This window comes from Mycobacterium sp. OAS707, assembly GCF_014873705.1.
Taxonomy (GTDB): Bacteria; Actinomycetota; Actinomycetes; order Mycobacteriales; family Mycobacteriaceae; genus Mycobacterium.
The window spans coordinates 1598672-1614079 of sequence record NZ_JADBDS010000001.1 but is presented as its reverse complement, the minus strand read 5'-3'; the positions used below and the strand labels follow the sequence as shown (position 1 = coordinate 1614079).

General features: G+C 65.2%; 17 protein-coding genes and 1 pseudogene. 12 read left to right on the top strand and 6 right to left on the bottom strand.

The window, feature by feature from the left end; translation table 11 throughout:
• Window positions 1-97 precede the first annotated feature (97 nt).
• From GGC64_RS07985 to GGC64_RS07965, 5 genes are read left to right on the top strand one after another with little or no spacing between them, the layout of a single operon-like run.
• Window positions 98-949: an ABC transporter substrate-binding protein gene (locus GGC64_RS07985; protein WP_192721853.1), complete on the top strand. Its 852-nt coding sequence runs from the start codon at window positions 98-100 to the stop codon at window positions 947-949.
• Window positions 950-962: 13 nt separating this feature from the next.
• On the top strand, window positions 963-1748 hold the full coding sequence (locus tag GGC64_RS07980) for an amino acid ABC transporter permease (RefSeq protein ID WP_192721852.1): 786 nt from the start codon (window positions 963-965) through the stop codon (window positions 1746-1748).
• 23 nt (window positions 1749-1771) lie between these two features.
• Complete coding sequence (locus GGC64_RS07975; protein ID WP_192721851.1) at window positions 1772-2548, top strand: amino acid ABC transporter ATP-binding protein; 777 nt, start codon at window positions 1772-1774, stop codon at window positions 2546-2548.
• A gap of 17 nt (window positions 2549-2565) precedes the next feature.
• Complete coding sequence (locus tag GGC64_RS07970; RefSeq protein ID WP_370582023.1) at window positions 2566-4158, top strand: gamma-glutamyltransferase family protein; 1593 nt, start codon at window positions 2566-2568, stop codon at window positions 4156-4158.
• Between the two features lie 9 nt (window positions 4159-4167).
• On the top strand, window positions 4168-5073 hold the full coding sequence (locus tag GGC64_RS07965; protein WP_192721850.1) for a sigma-70 family RNA polymerase sigma factor: 906 nt from the start codon (window positions 4168-4170) through the stop codon (window positions 5071-5073).
• On the opposite strand, the pseudogene GGC64_RS07960 reads toward GGC64_RS07965, so the two are convergent.
• The 5 genes and pseudogenes from GGC64_RS07960 to sdhC form a co-directional block, all read right to left on the bottom strand.
• Window positions 5042-5644, bottom strand: a pseudogene (locus GGC64_RS07960) (carboxymuconolactone decarboxylase family protein); the annotation flags it as partial. The gene GGC64_RS07965 and the pseudogene GGC64_RS07960 overlap by 32 nt on opposite strands.
• Before the next feature lie 128 nt (window positions 5645-5772).
• Entirely contained in the window at window positions 5773-6549 is a 777-nt protein-coding gene (locus GGC64_RS07955) for a succinate dehydrogenase iron-sulfur subunit (RefSeq protein WP_015305206.1), read from the bottom strand.
• A gap of 1 nt (window position 6550) precedes the next feature.
• Window positions 6551-8305: a succinate dehydrogenase flavoprotein subunit gene (gene sdhA, locus GGC64_RS07950; protein ID WP_192721848.1), complete on the bottom strand. Its 1755-nt coding sequence runs from the start codon at window positions 8303-8305 to the stop codon at window positions 6551-6553.
• Between the two features lie 14 nt (window positions 8306-8319).
• Window positions 8320-8802, bottom strand: a complete 483-nt coding sequence (locus tag GGC64_RS07945) for a succinate dehydrogenase hydrophobic membrane anchor subunit (RefSeq protein WP_192721847.1) — start codon at window positions 8800-8802, stop codon at window positions 8320-8322.
• On the bottom strand, window positions 8799-9227 hold the full coding sequence (sdhC, locus tag GGC64_RS07940) for a succinate dehydrogenase, cytochrome b556 subunit (protein ID WP_192721846.1): 429 nt from the start codon (window positions 9225-9227) through the stop codon (window positions 8799-8801). Before sdhC ends, GGC64_RS07945 begins: the two co-directional genes overlap by 4 nt.
• 241 nt (window positions 9228-9468) lie before the next feature.
• Between sdhC and GGC64_RS07935 the strand changes: the two genes are divergently transcribed.
• From GGC64_RS07935 to GGC64_RS07910, 6 genes are all read left to right on the top strand, one after another.
• Window positions 9469-9894: a cytidine deaminase gene (locus tag GGC64_RS07935; protein ID WP_192721845.1), complete on the top strand. Its 426-nt coding sequence runs from the start codon at window positions 9469-9471 to the stop codon at window positions 9892-9894.
• A 79-nt stretch (window positions 9895-9973) separates the two neighbouring features.
• A complete protein-coding gene (locus GGC64_RS07930) occupies window positions 9974-10462 on the top strand; it encodes a DUF2231 domain-containing protein (RefSeq protein WP_192721844.1) in 489 nt (162 codons plus the stop codon).
• 37 nt (window positions 10463-10499) lie between these two features.
• Window positions 10500-11801 (top strand): thymidine phosphorylase, encoded by a 1302-nt coding sequence (locus GGC64_RS07925; protein WP_192721843.1) that lies wholly within the window; start codon window positions 10500-10502, stop codon window positions 11799-11801.
• Window positions 11798-12886 carry an adenosine deaminase gene (locus GGC64_RS07920; RefSeq protein ID WP_192721842.1) on the top strand — a complete coding sequence of 363 codons (1089 nt, stop codon included), beginning with the start codon at window positions 11798-11800 and terminating at the stop codon, window positions 12884-12886. Before GGC64_RS07925 ends, GGC64_RS07920 begins: the two co-directional genes overlap by 4 nt.
• Before the next feature lie 184 nt (window positions 12887-13070).
• Window positions 13071-13427 (top strand): darcynin family protein, encoded by a 357-nt coding sequence (locus GGC64_RS07915; protein ID WP_192721841.1) that lies wholly within the window; start codon window positions 13071-13073, stop codon window positions 13425-13427.
• Window positions 13424-14182, top strand: coding sequence for an SDR family oxidoreductase (locus GGC64_RS07910; RefSeq protein ID WP_192721840.1), 759 nt, complete (start codon window positions 13424-13426; stop codon window positions 14180-14182). Before GGC64_RS07915 ends, GGC64_RS07910 begins: the two co-directional genes overlap by 4 nt.
• Before the next feature lie 10 nt (window positions 14183-14192).
• On the opposite strand, the gene GGC64_RS07905 is transcribed toward GGC64_RS07910, so the two are convergent.
• On the bottom strand, window positions 14193-15005 hold the full coding sequence (locus tag GGC64_RS07905) for an alpha/beta fold hydrolase (RefSeq protein WP_192721839.1): 813 nt from the start codon (window positions 15003-15005) through the stop codon (window positions 14193-14195).
• A 53-nt stretch (window positions 15006-15058) separates the two neighbouring features.
• Between GGC64_RS07905 and GGC64_RS07900 the strand changes: the two genes are divergently transcribed.
• Complete coding sequence (locus GGC64_RS07900; RefSeq protein WP_192721838.1) at window positions 15059-15403, top strand: VOC family protein; 345 nt, start codon at window positions 15059-15061, stop codon at window positions 15401-15403.
• The last annotated feature ends 5 nt before the right edge of the window (window positions 15404-15408 follow it).

Sequence of the window (15408 nt, the reverse complement as noted above, 5' to 3'; positions counted from 1 at the left end):
GCCCGATAGGGGCCTATCGTTTGATAGGCCAGCGGTGTGGCGGGCGTCACACAACGCTCCGCCGGACCGCTGCCCCCGCCCGAGTCCTGGAGGAACCGTGAAGAAGACCGCAATCGCCGGTGTCATCCTCGGCGCCGTCATCCTCGCCCTGTCCGGTTGTTCATCGTCATCCGAGCAGGCGGCGTCGACCACCACCGGCCCGGCCAAGGTCGCACCGCCAGCGATCTTGCAGGCCGGCACCCTGAAGATCTGCGCGCCCAACGACGGAACCCCGCCGAGCGTCTACCACGACGAGACCGGCGCGCTGGTCGGCAGCGAGGTCGATCTCGGCAAGGCAATCGCAGGCAAGCTCGGTCTGACCCCACAGTTCGTCGAGTCCGCCTTCGCCGCCGTGATCCCGACATTGCAGGCCAAGCAGTGCGACGTCATCATGGCGCAGCTGTACATCAAGCCGGAGCGCGAGAAAGTGGTCGACTTCGTGCCCTACGTCTGGTCGGGCACCGGAATCGCGGTGTCCAAAGAACATCCGGCAGCCATCACCGGACTCGACGACAGCCTGTGCGGCAAGAAGGTCATCGTCGCGGTGGCGACGACGGCCGAGTCGCTCTCCCAGGAACAGTCCGACAAGTGCACCGCGGCAGGCAAGCAGGGTGTCGACATCAGCCGCAACAGCCACGCCGACGTCTCCATTCAGCAGGTCCAGAACGGCCAGGTCGACGCGTATCTCGACACCGCGGAGTCGCTGGGTTACTACGCAACCAAGACGGGTGCGCAGATTCAAATGGCCGGGCAGCCGTTCGGCACCATCAAGATCGGAGCGGCAACGCTGAAGGGAAACACGTCGTTGCACAATGCCATTCAGGACGCGCTCAATCAGCTGGAAGCCGATGGCAGCTACACCAAGATCCTCGCGCAATGGGGGCAGACGGACCTCAGCATCCAGAGGTGACGGGACGGTCCTGATGCACTTTGATTGGCAGTTCTTCTGGAAGAGCCTTGTCACGCCCAGCGGGCCATTTCTCGACGGGCTGGTGCTGACCATCGTGATCTCAGTGATCGCCATGGCCCTGGCCACCGCGCTGGGCCTGGTTGTCGCGTTGATGCGACGGTCGCAATTCGCTGGTTTGCGTTGGTGTGCAAGCATTTACATCTGGGTGATCCGCGGGACACCGCTGCTGGTGCAGCTGGTTCTGATCTATACCGGGCTGGCGGCCGTCGGCCTCTACCAGTTCCACGACGTCTCGCTTTTCGGCCTTTCGGTCAAAGCGGCCGTGCAGGCCGCGATCATCGGGCTGATGATAAACGAGAGCGCCTACATCGCCGAGATCATCCGCGCCGGACTGGATTCGGTGCCAAAGGGGCAGTTCGAGGCTGCGGCATCGCTCGGCATGAAACCCGGCAAGGTGATGCGCTGGATCATCGTGCCGCAATCGCTGCGCGTCATGGTTCCGCCACTGGGCAATTCCTTCAACGGCATGATGAAGACGACGTCGGTGCTGTCGGTGATCGGCGTGAGTGAGATGTTTCTGGTCACCCAGTCGATCAGTTCCTTCACTTTCCACACGTTCGAGATCTTCATCGTCGCAGCGATCTATTACCTTGCGCTGACCACGATCTGGACGTTCATCCAGGCATACATCGAGAACCGGCTGGCGCGCCAGCTCGGCATCGAGCAGCGGGTCAGGATCACCCAGCGGCTCCTCGGCGCGCGTCGTCCGGGGACCCCGGTCCTGCAACCCCACGGATGACCGTGAACACGAAGGAGTCGACCATGAGTGTCAGCGCGGATGCCACGGCACCCATCGTTTCGGTACGGCGGGTGTGCTGCACACTGGGCGGTCGCCGGGTACTCGACGACGTCTCGCTGGACGTGATGCGCGGGCAGGTCGTAGTGCTGATCGGCCCTTCCGGTGCGGGCAAGACGACCCTGCTGCGGTCGCTGAACCACCTCGAACCCGTTGACAGTGGTGAAATCCTGATCGGCGGCGTGCCGATCGGACACCGCGATACCGCCAGCAGGAAGAAGGTCAGCACCAGCGAGCTCGCCCGCCGTCGCCGCGAAATCGGCTTCGTCTTCCAGCATTTCAATCTGTTCCCGCACATGACCGCGGCAGAGAACGTCTGGAACGGTCCCGTGCGCGTGCTCGGCATGCCGAAGGACAAGGCGCGTCAAGACGCTCTTGCCTTGCTGGCGCGGGTCGGCTTGGCCGACAAGGCCGAGTCCAGGCCCAGCCAGTTGTCGGGCGGACAACAACAGCGCGTCGCGATCGCGCGAGCGTTGGCGATGCGACCCAAGGTCATGCTCTTCGACGAGCCGACGAGCGCGCTGGACGTCGAGATGGTGGGCGAGGTGCTTGCGGTGATGCGAGAGCTCGCCGAGGAGAACATGACGATGATCGTCGTCACCCATGAAATGCGGTTCGCCCGCGACGCGGCAGATCGCATCGTCGTGATGGATGGCGGCCGCATCATCGAGGACGCCGCACCCACGGAGTTGTTCGGCCGTCCGCAGCACGAGCGGACCAAGGCATTCCTGTCCACCATCTAACGAGGAGTCGTCCCAACGTGTCCACCGAGTCACCGTCGACGTCGTTCACCGCAGCGCTCGCCACCCCGCATTCGCTGGCGACCGAGGCGGGAATGCGCGCATATCGGGAGGGCGGCAACGCGATCGACGCGGCCATCGCCGCCGCTGCGGTGCTCACGGTCGTGTATCCGCACAACGTCGCGCTCGGCGGAGATCTCATCGCGCTGGTGCGCACTCCCGACGGTGCGATCCGGTGTGTCAACGCGTCGGGGTGGGCCGGTGCCGCGGTCGATGCCGCTACTCTGCGCGCTCGGCACGGCAATCGGCTGCCCGCCCGCGGAGCAGATGCAGTGACGGTGGCCGGCGGTGTCCGCGGATGGGAGGCGTTGCGGCGCTTCGGTGCTCGACTGAGCTGGGAGCACACGCTGCGTGCGGCCGAAGCGACGGCACGCGAAGGAGCTCCGGTAGCGTCGTCGCTGGCCGCTCACATCGCCGACGGTGAGAACGCCGACCTCTATGGCACAGCGGATTTCGACAGGGTGTTTCGGCTCGGCGATCGCTACCTGCGCGCGGGGGACAACTTCGTGCAGCCGGAGTTGGCCGATACATTCAGCGCGCTTCGCACCGGCGGCGCGGACATTTTCTATGAGGGCACGCTCGCCGCACAGTCCGTCGAATATCTGCGATCGCGCGGATCATGTTTGACGGCAGACGATTTCGCGGCCTATCAGCCTGAAGTCGTCGAACCCATCTCCGTGGACTTCCGCGGTCTGACGGTGCTGACCAGCCCGCCGAACACGCACGGCTTCCTGTTGTTGCGAGCGTTGACGGCGGTGGCGGAACTCGACGTCGCCGATCCGCTCGGCGGCGGGCTCGGTACCTTGCTGCGGATCTTCCACCGAGGCAACGCGTTACGCTCGTCGCGCCTGGCCGATCCCAGGCACGCCGACGTCGATGTAGCGGCGTTGGTGCACAGCGGTCTGGATGAGATGACCGAAGTCGGTGCGGGGCAGCAGGGTCCTGCGCTGGTGCCGCACGGCGATACCGTCGGCGTCGCGGCGGCTGACGGTGATGGCTATGCGGTGTCGTTGATTCAGAGCGTCTACCACGCGTTCGGGTCGGGACTGATCGACCCGGCCACCGGGATCCTGTTCCACAATCGCGGGACGGGCTTCTCGCTGGACGATGCCTCCCCGAACGTCATCGCGCCGCGCAAGCGGCCTGCGCACACCCTGATGCCGGTGATGACGACGCACGAGGGTGCGACGCGTCATGTGCTGGCGACCATGGGTGGCCAGGGGCAACCGCAGATCCTCGGGCAGGTGCTGCTGCGCGCGATCGACGGTGCGAGCGCCGAGGCCGCGGTCACCGCACCTCGAGCCATTGTCGGCCTTCAGGTCGACGGTGGCACAACGGATTCGGTGACGGCGGAATCCGATCTACCGCCCGTGGCGGCGTCGTCCATCAGCGGCGGGGGCCTGGTCTCGACCGAGGTCGCCCCGCACACCGAAAGCCTCGGACAGTCCAATGTCGTCTTCATCGACGACGGCGGGTCGATGATGGCGGCATCGGATCCGCGATCAGACGGCGCCGCGGTCGTCGCGCACTACCCGCGATTCACCAAGCCCTAGACTCGTCACATGACCGCGAGCACGCGTGTCGACGAATTCGAGGAGCTACGGCCACACCTGCTGGCCGTCGCATACCGGCTCACCGGCACCGTCGCCGACGCCGAGGACGTCGTGCAGGATGCGTGGCTGCGGTGGGACCGCACCTCGGAGTCCATCAACGATCTACCCGCGTGGCTGACAACAGTGGTCAGCAGGCTGAGTTTGGACCGGCTGCGGTCGGCGGTCAGGCGCCGCGAAACCTATGTCGGCGAGTGGTTGCCCGAACCGGTGGTGACCGGACTCGACGGCGAGGATCCACTCGCGGCTGTGGTCGCCGCCGACGATGCCCGGTTCGCGGCAATGGTCGTGCTGGAGCGGCTGACCCCTGACCAGCGGGTGGCTTTCGTGCTGCACGACGGGTTCGGGGTGCCGTTCGGTGAGATCGCCTCGGTGCTCGGCGTCAGCGACGCATCGGCCCGGCAGCTCGCGTCTCGCGCGCGGCGTGCCGTGGCGTCCGCGCCGCCGCCAGTGGCCGACCAGGCTCACAACGAGGTGGCCGGCTCACTGATGGCGGCGTTGGCTGCCGGTGACATGGAAGCCGTTGTGCGCGTGCTCCATCCGGATGTCACGTTCACTGGCGACTCCAACGGCAAGGCGCCGACCGCCGCGCGGACCATCGTCGGACCCGACAAGGTCGCGCGGTTCTTGTTCGGCTTGGCACGCAGGTACGGGCCGAACTGGTTGGCCGGCGGCCAGCTGGCCTTGATCAACGGGCAGGTCGGCACCTTCACCGAAGGCGCACCGGCCCGCGAGGGCTATCCGGCGCTGATGCCCCGGATCACCGCGATGACGGTGCGCGACGGAAAGGTCTGCGCCATATGGGATATCGCCAACCCGGACAAGTTCACCGCGTCGCCGCTTGCTGATCCTCGGTAGCCCAAGGCACCCGACACGCGTCGCCCGAGTTGAAGCCTTGCTCGGTGATGCCCAGCGCCGAATACATCCGCGCCCGCATGTTCTCGACACCGATCTGGTAGGTCAACTCGATCACGCCGTCGTCACCGAAGCGTCGCTGTAGGTCGGCGACCTGCTCGTCGGTGACGGTGTGCGGATCGGTTGTCATCGCGTCGGCGTAGGCGATCGCGGCGCGCTCGTCATCGCTGTAGCGCGGTGACGTCGCATAGTCGTCGATCTCCTTGAGGCGGTCGACGTCGAGGCCGTCGAGCCGCTGCAGCATCGACCCGAAGTCGACGCACCACGAGCAGCCGATGGTGCGGGCCGTCCAGAACACCGCCAGTTCGCGGACGTTCTTGGGCAGCTTCTTCGAGCCCGAGTCCAGCAGCGTCTCGTGCACGGCGTTGGCGATCAGCAGCCGCGGGTGATGTGCTGCGACGGTGAACGGCTCGGGCACCTCGCCGAACCGGCGCCGGGCCACCCGGTACATGACGCGGGTCAGCAGTCCGGCCTGCTTCGGGGGGACAGGGGCGATGCGGGTTTTCTGTGCTTTTTCCGTCATGCCCTTATGACGAGACAGCCCGTCGATGTGTGACATGCCCCCCCGCGAGCGACCGTGTCTGCGCATGACACGCCGCAAAAAGCTGGCATTTCGCGGTCGCTCGCGGGCGTGGAACTGAGCTAGCGGGCGAACATCAACGCGCGCTTGACCTCTTGGATGGCCTGCGTCACCTGGATGCCGCGCGGGCAGGACTCCGTGCAGTTGAACGTGGTCCGGCAGCGCCACACGCCGTCGACCTCGTTGAGGATGTCCAGTCGCTCGGCGGCGCCCTCGTCGCGGCTGTCGAAGATGAACCGGTGCGCGTTGACGATGGCGGCAGGCCCGAAATACGAACCCTCGCTCCAGTACACCGGGCAGCTGGTGGTGCAGCACGCGCACAGGATGCACTTGGTGGTGTCGTCGTAGCGCATCCGGTCGGTCTGGCTCTGAATGCGTTCGCGCGTTGGCGGATTGCCGCTGGTGATCAGGAACGGCTTGACCGCGCGGTAGGCGTCGAAGAAGGGCTCCATGTTGACCACGAGATCCTTCTCGACGGGCAGGCCGCGAATCGGCTCGATCGTGATCGTGAGCTGCTTACCCGGCTTCTTCGGCAGCATGTCGCGCATCAGCACCTTGCACGCCAACCGGTTCACGCCATTGATCCGCATCGCGTCCGAGCCGCACACACCGTGCGCGCAGGACCGCCGGAACGTCAGCGTGCCGTCCAGGTACCACTTGACGTAGTGCAGCAGGTTGAGCAGCCGGTCGGTGGGCAGGCACGGGACGCGGAAGCTCTGCCACCCGGCGGTGTCAGGGTCCTCCGGATTGAAGCGGGCGATCTTCAGCGTGACCATCACCGCGCCCTCGGGCACCGGCGGTGCGGCGCCTTCGGTGGTATCGACAGCTGGTGCGCTCATATCAGTACTTCCGTTCCATCGGCTCGTACCGCGTCATCACGACCGGCTTGTAGTCCAGCCGGATGTCGGACAGCAGCTCGCTGCCCTCCTTGTAGGCCATGGTGTGCCGCATGTAGTTGGTGTCGTCACGGTTCGGGTAGTCCTCACGGGCATGCCCGCCGCGGGATTCCTTGCGGTTCAGCGCGCCGACCACCGTCACCTCGGCGAGCTCGAGCAGGAAGCCGAGCTCGATGGCCTCGAGCAGATCGCTGTTGTAGCGTTTGCCCTTGTCGTGCACCGTGATTCGGGCATATCGCTCCTTGAGCGCGTGAATGTCGGTCAGCGCCTGCTTCAGCGTCTCCTCGGTGCGGAACACGGCGGCGTTGTTGTCCATCGACTGCTGCAGTGCACTGCGGATGTCGGCGACGCGCTCGTTGCCGTGCTCGGACAGGATGTCGCCCACCCAGCTGACAACCATGCCCGCCGGATCGGACGGCAGGTCGACATGGTCGTGGCCCATCGCGTAATTCGACGCGGCGATGCCTGCGCGGCGGCCGAACACGTTGATGTCCAGCAGCGAGTTGGTGCCGAGCCGGTTGGCGCCGTGCACCGACACACAGGCGCATTCCCCTGCCGCGTACAGCCCAGGCAGCGGTGTCGTGTTGTCGCGCAACACCTGACCGCTCACTGTTGTCGGGATGCCGCCCATGACGTAGTGACAGGTCGGGTAGACGGGCACCAGTTCCTTCACCGGGTCAACACCCAGGTAGGTGCGGGCGAACTCGGTGATGTCGGGCAGCTTGGCTTCGAGCACATCCGCGCCGAGGTGGCGCACGTCGATGTACACGTAATCCTTGTGCGGGCCAGCGCCGCGGCCTTCGAGCACCTCGCGCACCATCGAGCGGGCCACGATGTCGCGGGGCGCCAGGTCCTTGATCGTCGGCGCGTAGCGCTCCATGAAGCGCTCACCCTCGCTGTTGAGCAGGATGCCGCCCTCTCCACGTACCGCCTCGGAGATCAGGATGCCAAGGCCCGCAAGGCCTGTCGGATGGAACTGGTGAAACTCCATGTCCTCCAACGGAAGTCCCTTGCGGAACACGATGCCAAGACCGTCGCCGGTCAGCGTGTGCGCGTTCGATGTGGTCTTGTACATCCGGCCTGAGCCGCCGGTGGCCAGCACGATCGCCTTGGCGTGGAAGACGTGGATGTCGCCCGTCGCCAGTTCATAAGCGATGACGCCGGTTGCGACGGGGCCCGCAGCCGTCTCGGTCAGCGCAAGGTCCAGCGCGTAGAACTCGTTGAAGAACTGCACGTCGTGTTTGACGCAGTTTTGGTACAGCGTCTGCAGGATCATGTGGCCGGTGCGGTCGGCGGCATAGCAGGCCCGCCGCACGGGCGCCTTACCGTGGTCGCGGGTGTGCCCGCCGAACCGGCGCTGGTCGATGCGGCCCTCGGGGGTGCGGTTGAACGGCATCCCCATCTTCTCGAGGTCGAGCACCGCGTCGATGGCTTCCTTGCACATGATCTCGACGGCGTCCTGGTCGGCGAGGTAGTCGCCGCCCTTGACGGTGTCGAAGGTGTGCCACTCCCAGTTGTCCTCTTCGACGTTGGCCAGCGCCGCGCACATCCCGCCCTGCGCGGCACCGGTGTGGCTGCGCGTCGGGTACAGCTTGGTCAGCACCGCGGTGCGGACGCGTGGCCCCGCCTCGACGGCCGCGCGCATACCCGCGCCGCCTGCTCCGACGATGACGACGTCGTAGCGATGTTCAATCAGCATTGATCAGCTCCCCGTCACGAGACGTTCGCGTCGAATGTCACCAGCACATAGGTGCCCAGCACCAACGTGAAGCCCGTCACCAGCAACAACAGCGAATTCAGATAGAACTTGGTGATGTTCTTGCGCGCATAGTCACCGATGATGGTGCGCATACCGTTGGCGCCGTGCACCATGGCCAGCCACAGCAGGGCCATGTCCCAGATCTGCCAGAACGGCGAGGCCCAGCGCTGCGCGACGTAGTTGAAGTCGATCCGATACACGCCGTTGTCCCAGATCAGCCCGATGAACAGGTGGCCGAGCGCCAGCACGACCAGCGCGACGCCCGAGAATCGCATGAACAGCCACGCGTACTTCTCGAAGTACGGGATGCCCCTGGGGCGTCGCGGCGCGCGGGGATGGTCCAGGCTGGCCGGACGGTCGTGTTCTTTTTCCTGAACGGGGGCCAGTCGGCCTTCGCGGTGGTGGGGTGTCCAGGCAGCTCCCGGCGCTTCGGTCATAGGAATCGCTCCGCCATGTGCATTCCGATGACGCCGAGCGTCGGGATCATCACGGCCAGCCAGATGCCGGCGACGATCCACAACATCAGCCGCTGGTAGCGCGGGCCGTGCTGCCAGAAGTCGATCAGGATCACGCGGATCCCGTTGAGTGCGTGGTAAAGCACTGCCGCGACGAGGCCGACTTCCATCAGCCCGACGATCGGTGTCTTGTAGGTGTTGATGACTTCGTTGTAGGCCTCGGGGCTGACGCGCACGAGCGCCGTGTCGAGTACGTGGACGAGCAGGAAGAAGAAGATCGTCGCTCCCGTGATGCGGTGCAGCACCCAGGACCACATGCCGGGATCACCGCGATAGAGCGAACGTCTGCGCGACGGGTGAGGTAGCGGCGCCGGCACGGCCGGGCTTGCTGGTGTCGCAGTACTCATCTGGCCTCCAACGCCATCGGTGGACGCTTGGGCATCGGAGCCGTACCGGCGGCGACATCCGGCTCGGCTGAGAACCTGCCCAAACCTCGGGGCGACTCTAAACCCAGTTCTACTGCTAAACGAACTACCGTTTAGCCGTCGGCGCACGGAAAACGGCAAAACTTAGGGTTACCTATCTAGGTGGCCCTGCCGTGGAGCGGAGGCTTCGGAATGCATTCAGAATCCGAACGGTGGAATTGACGTGACATCCGAGATTGACTGGAAGATGTTGCGGCACAAGGCAACTGAGGCGTCGGCGCACGCTTATGCACCGTATTCGGGCTTCGCGGTCGGGGCGGCAGCGCTGGTCGACGATCACCGAATGGTGGCCGGCTGCAATGTGGAAAATGTCTCATATGGTCTAGGTCTCTGTGCCGAGTGTGCTGTGGTCTGTGCCCTGCATTCCTCGGGTGGCGGCAGGCTGATTGCGCTTTCGTGTGTGGACGCGGCGGGCGAGGTGTTGATGCCGTGCGGGCGATGCCGGCAGGTGCTTCTCGAGCACGGCGGACCCGATCTGCTGATCGACCATCCGCTGGGGCCGCGACCGTTGAGCGTGCTGCTTCCCGACGCGTTCGGACCGCAGGACCTGGCCCGCGGCAACGAGTCCGCGCACGAAGAAACACCGTGACCGGCTTCACATTTAGACCGTTTGAGGTGGTCGCCGACGGGTAGTCCTGGGCTGTCACGGAGTTTGCTTAAGGAGGGCCATGACTAGTCGCGCGAAGCTGGTGGGACATCCGGTTCACCCGATGCTGATCCCGTTTCCGATCGGGCTGCTGACCACAGCCGTGGTGTTCGACATCATTTACCTGATCACGGACCGGCCTGGATTCACGATCGCGGCCGCCTACGCGATCGCCGGCGGCATCATCGGCGGCTTGCTCGCCGCGCCGTTCGGCTGGATTGATTTCTTCAAGATCCCCGCCGATACGCGTGCCAAGCGGATTGGTCTGTTGCATGGGCTGATCAACGTCGTCGTGCTGGTGTTGTTCGCGATCAGCTGGCTGCTGCGCTGGAATGCAGGTGGCTGGGAGCCGAGGCCGTTGGCACTGGCGTGCAGCTTCGTCGCAGTCGTGGTGGCCGCCGTCGCGGCGTGGCTGGGAGGCGAGCTGGTCGACCGCCTGGCTATCGGGATCGACGAGGGCGCCAATCCCGACGCGCCGAGCTCGTTGAGCCATAAGCAGGTGCCCGCGTAGCGGCATTCCTGCGACCGTCACCGGTAACGTAACCGCGGTGACCGCGTTCGCATTTGACGCGCCAACCGTTATTCGGACCAAACGCGATGGCGGCGTCTTGTCCGACGCCGCGATCGACTGGGTGATCGATGGCTACACCCATGGCCGCGTCGCCGACGAACAGATGTCGGCGTTGTTGATGGCCATCTTCCTGCGGGGGATGACCGGTGCCGAGATCGCCCGTTGGACGGCTGCGATGGTGGACTCCGGTGAGCGGATGGACTTTACGGACCTGCGGCGTGACGGCAAGCCATTGGCGTTGGTGGACAAGCATTCCACGGGCGGCGTCGGCGACAAGATCACCATTCCGCTCGTTCCGGTCGTGATGGCGTGTGGGGGAGCGGTGCCGCAGGCTGCCGGGCGCGGTCTCGGTCACACCGGCGGCACTCTCGACAAGCTGGAGTCCATCGCGGGATTCACCGCCGAGATCTCGAAAGGCCAAATACGGCAACAACTTTGCGATCTCGGTGCCGCGATCTTCGCGGCGGGTGAGCTGGCGCCCGCGGATCGGAAGATCTATGCGTTGCGCGACGTCACCGCGACCACCGAGTCGCTGCCGTTGATCGCCAGTTCCGTGATGAGCAAGAAGATCGCGGAGGGCACCCGGGCACTGGTGCTCGACAGCAAGGTCGGCAGCGGAGCGTTCCTTCAGACCGAGGCCGAGTCACGTGAGCTGGCCCGCACGATGGTGGAGCTGGGCGCCGCCGAGGGTCTGAACACCCGTGCGCTGCTGACGGACATGGAGACGCCGCTGGGCCGCACCGTCGGCAATGCCGTCGAGGTCGAGGAGTCGCTGGAGGTGCTCGCCGGTGGAGGCCCGGCTGATGTGGTCGAGCTGACGCTGGCACTGGCCACCGAGATGCTCGACGCCGCGGGACTCGATGGGACCGATCCCGCGCAGACGCTGAAGGACGGCTCGGCGATGGACCGGTTTCGCGCGCTCGTCGCCGCGCAGGGCGGCGACTTGTCCCGACCGCTGCCGATCGGTGCATATTCCGAGACCATCTCGGCGCCGCGCGATGGCACGATGGAAAGCATCGACGCGATGGCGGTGGGACTGACGGTGTGGCGGCTCGGGGCGGGCCGCTCCGTCCCGGGTGAGCGGGTTCAGTTTGGAGCGGGGCTGCGTATCCATCGGCGTCCTGGCGAAGCCGTCGCCGCAGGTGAAGCGTTGTTCACCCTCTACACCGACACTCCGGAACGGTTCGAGGTCGCGATGGCAGAACTGGACGGCGCATGGTCTGTCGGCGATAGCGCGCCGCCTCACCGTCCGCTGATCATCGATCGGATCGTTCCGTGACCACCCCGCTGACCCTTGATTCGATCCGGCGAGCGCCGAAGGCGCTGCTGCACGATCACCTCGACGGCGGGCTGCGGCCTGCCACGGTGCTCGAGCTCGCCGAAACCAACGGGTATGACGAGCTGCCAGCCACTGGCATCGATGAGCTCGCCGCGTGGTTCCGCACGGCCGCACACAGCGGGTCGCTGGTGCGTTATCTCGAACCGTTCGCGCACACCGTGGGGGTGATGCAGACGCCGGAGGCACTGTTCCGTGTCGCCTACGAATGTGTGGAGGACCTGGCGGCTGACAACGTCGTGTACGCCGAAATCCGGTTCGCGCCGGAACTGCACATCGATCGGGGGTTGTCGCTGGACGCGGTCGTGGACGCCGTACTGGCGGGGTTCGCGGATGGTGAGAAGGCCGCCAGCGCCGAGGGTCGCGGCATCACCGTGCGGTGTCTGGTCACCGCGATGCGGCATGCCGCGCGGTCACGCGAGATCGCCGAGCTGGCCATCCGATTCCGGGACAAGGGTGTCGTCGGGTTCGACATCGCCGGCGCCGAGGCCGGCTACCCGCCGACACGGCATCTCGACGCGTTCGAATACATGCGAGGCAACAACGCGCGCTTCACGATTCACGCCGGTGAGGCATTCGGGCTGCCGTCGATTCATGAGGCCATCGCGTTCTGCGGCGCCGATCGACTGGGCCATGGCGTGCGGATCGTCGACGACATCACCGTCGGCTCAGACGGCACCGCGCAGCTCGGCAGGCTGGCAGCGCTGTTGCGCGACAAGCGGATTCCGTTCGAGATGTGTCCGTCGTCGAATGTGCAGACCGGGGCCGTCGGCAGCATCGCCGAGCACCCGTTCGATCTGTTGGCCCGCTTGCGTTTTCGCGTGACGGTCAACACCGACAACCGGTTGATGAGCGACACCACCATGAGCCAGGAGATGCTGCGCCTCGTCGAGGCGTTCGGCTACGGCTGGACAGATCTGCAGCGGTTCACCATCAACGCGATGAAGTCGGCGTTCATCTCGTTCGACGAGCGGCTGTCGATCATCGACGACGTGATCAAACCGCGCTACGCGGTCCTCGTCGGCTAGTTCGATCTTTCGTGACGAGGCGGATTTTCGACAGCTGTTGACGTCTCCAGCATCTGCGGTTACCTTGACTGTGCACGCGGTAAAGCGTGCGGTGGTGACAACCTCACAGGTCAGCGAAGAGATTCGTTGACCTGTTTTTCGTTTCTCTTCGTCGTTGAAAACGATCGATCAAGGGAGCGAGATCATGTCTGAAAACCTGGGTGAGCCGCGAACGGCACTGACGGTGTTCATGTTGGTGAAGACCAACCCAGAGTGGTTGGCGATGTCGGTTGAGCAACGATACGACGAAGTGGTCAAACACTTGCAATCGGCACTCGATCGGCACCCGACTGTCCAATTTCGTTGGTATGACACCGAGTTCTACACTGCGCGCGTTACGGACACTTGGATGTGGGAGACCTCCGCTCCGCATGAGTATGAGCTGGTGGTCGAGGAGTTACGCGAAACCCCCTTGTGGGACCGTTATTTCACGATTGTCGAAATCCTGCCGGGCGTTCTGAACGCCTATGCCGACAACTACGGCAGGGACGCAGTCGCGTGACACGAATTGCCCTCATCACTGGAGGAAACCGTGGTATCGGTCGCGCGGCAGCAGAGGTGCTCGCCGACAGCGGCACAGACGTCATCATCACGTACCGCTCCCACCCCGAGGAGGCAGAGGCTGTGGTGAACGGCGTACGCAACCGCGGGCGCAGCGCGACTGCTCTGCGACTGGAATCCGCTAAACACGACAGGTTTGGCGAGTTCCGCGACAACCTGCTCGTTGCGCTCCGCGAAATGTCGTCAGAACCAAAGTTCGACATCCTGATCAACAACGCGGGATTCGAAGGCCGAACACCTTTCGGCGAAACCGATGCCGTCACAATGGATGCGCTGTACAGCGCGCATGTCAAGGGTCCGATTCTGCTGACAGAGCTGCTTACGCCTCATCTTCGTGACGGCGGCCGCATCGTGTTCCTCTCCACGGGGCTCACCCGGTATGTGGCCAACCCCGTGTACTCCGTCTACGCATCCATGAAGGGAGCCATCGAGGTCTACACCAAGTACGCCGCCAAAGTCCTCGGCGAGCGAGCAATCACAGTCAATGCTGTTGCGCCAGGGGCGACTGCGACCGATTTCGGTGGCGGGATGATCCGCGACGACGACGCCTACCGCGCCATGGTTACTTCCAACCACGCGTTTGGCCGCGTCGGTGAGCCCGCCGATATCGCCGGTGCAATATGTGCAGTCACCGGTATGTCGGCGAATTGGATCACTGCCCAACGGATAGAGGCATCAGGCGGGCAATGCTTGTAAGTCCTCTCGGCTAGCGCAGCACACTCCGCAGCGTCTCGGCGAATTCTGTGGGCGCGCCCATGAATCCACCATGATCGCCGGGGAACTCGACCGGCGCGACACCGAGCCGTTCACACAGCGCCACCGATGTCCGGTAGGTGAGCAATCGACCGGAGTCGACGCCGATGCCGACGACGACGCGCGTCGTGCTGTCCTTCAGCGCGTCGATGTCGGGCAGGTATCGCGTCGTCGGAAAAAGGTCGATCTCGAAGAACCGCGCGGCCTGGCGCACCTCGTCCTCGGACGGTTCGGCCGGACCCGACGGCGCATCGCCTGCAGACACATCGAATCCGGCGTTGCGCATGAAGTGCATCCAGGCCGCGCCGAACCCGTCGCGATGGAAGGTGTCGAGGATCGCCTCGGTGTTCGCGCGCTGCTCGGCGACATCCGGCAGCAATTCCAGCAGCGGCGGTTCGTGCGCGACGACCGTGCGCAGCCGCCCCGGATGCCGCGTCACGAGTGCCAGGCCGGTCACCGCCCCGCCGCTGGAGCCGAAGAGGTCGGCCGATTCGGCATCGAGGTCGTCCAGGATCGCCGCGACGTCGTCGGCGCGCTGCTCGACACCAGACGCGGCCGCGGGGTCGTCGACCGGGCTGTTCGCATAGCCGCGGGGATCGTAGGTGACGACGGTGTGGTCGCCGGCCAGCGCTTCGGCCAGCGGCGCGAACTCCGCAGATGCCATCGGAGAGCCGATGACGAGGAGCAGAGGACCGGCTCCGCGGATCTCATAGTGCAGGCGGGCGCCGGGGACGGACAGAGAACGAGTGGCGATAGGCAGGGTCATACCGGTGCAGACCGCTGCTGGGCCGCAAAATCATCGCGACGTACCGTGGCGCCATGATCACTGGCGCTCATGTCATCATCTACAGCCGCGACGCCGATGCCGATCGTGCGTTCTTCCGCGACGTCCTTGACTACCCGCACGTCGACGCCGGCGGTGGGTGGCTGATCTTCAAGTTGCCGCCCGCCGAGGCTGCCGTGCATCCCGCCGACGCGCCGTCGCATGAGCTCTATCTGATGTGCGACGACGTCAACGCCACGGTCGACAAGCTCAAAGCCAAGGGCGTCAACTGCGGTCCCCTGAGCGATCAGGGGTGGGGCCTGTTGACCAGCATCCGGCTGCCCGGCGGCGGCGACCTCGGCCTCTACGAGCCGCGGCATCCGAAGGCGACCGAGCTGTAACCGGC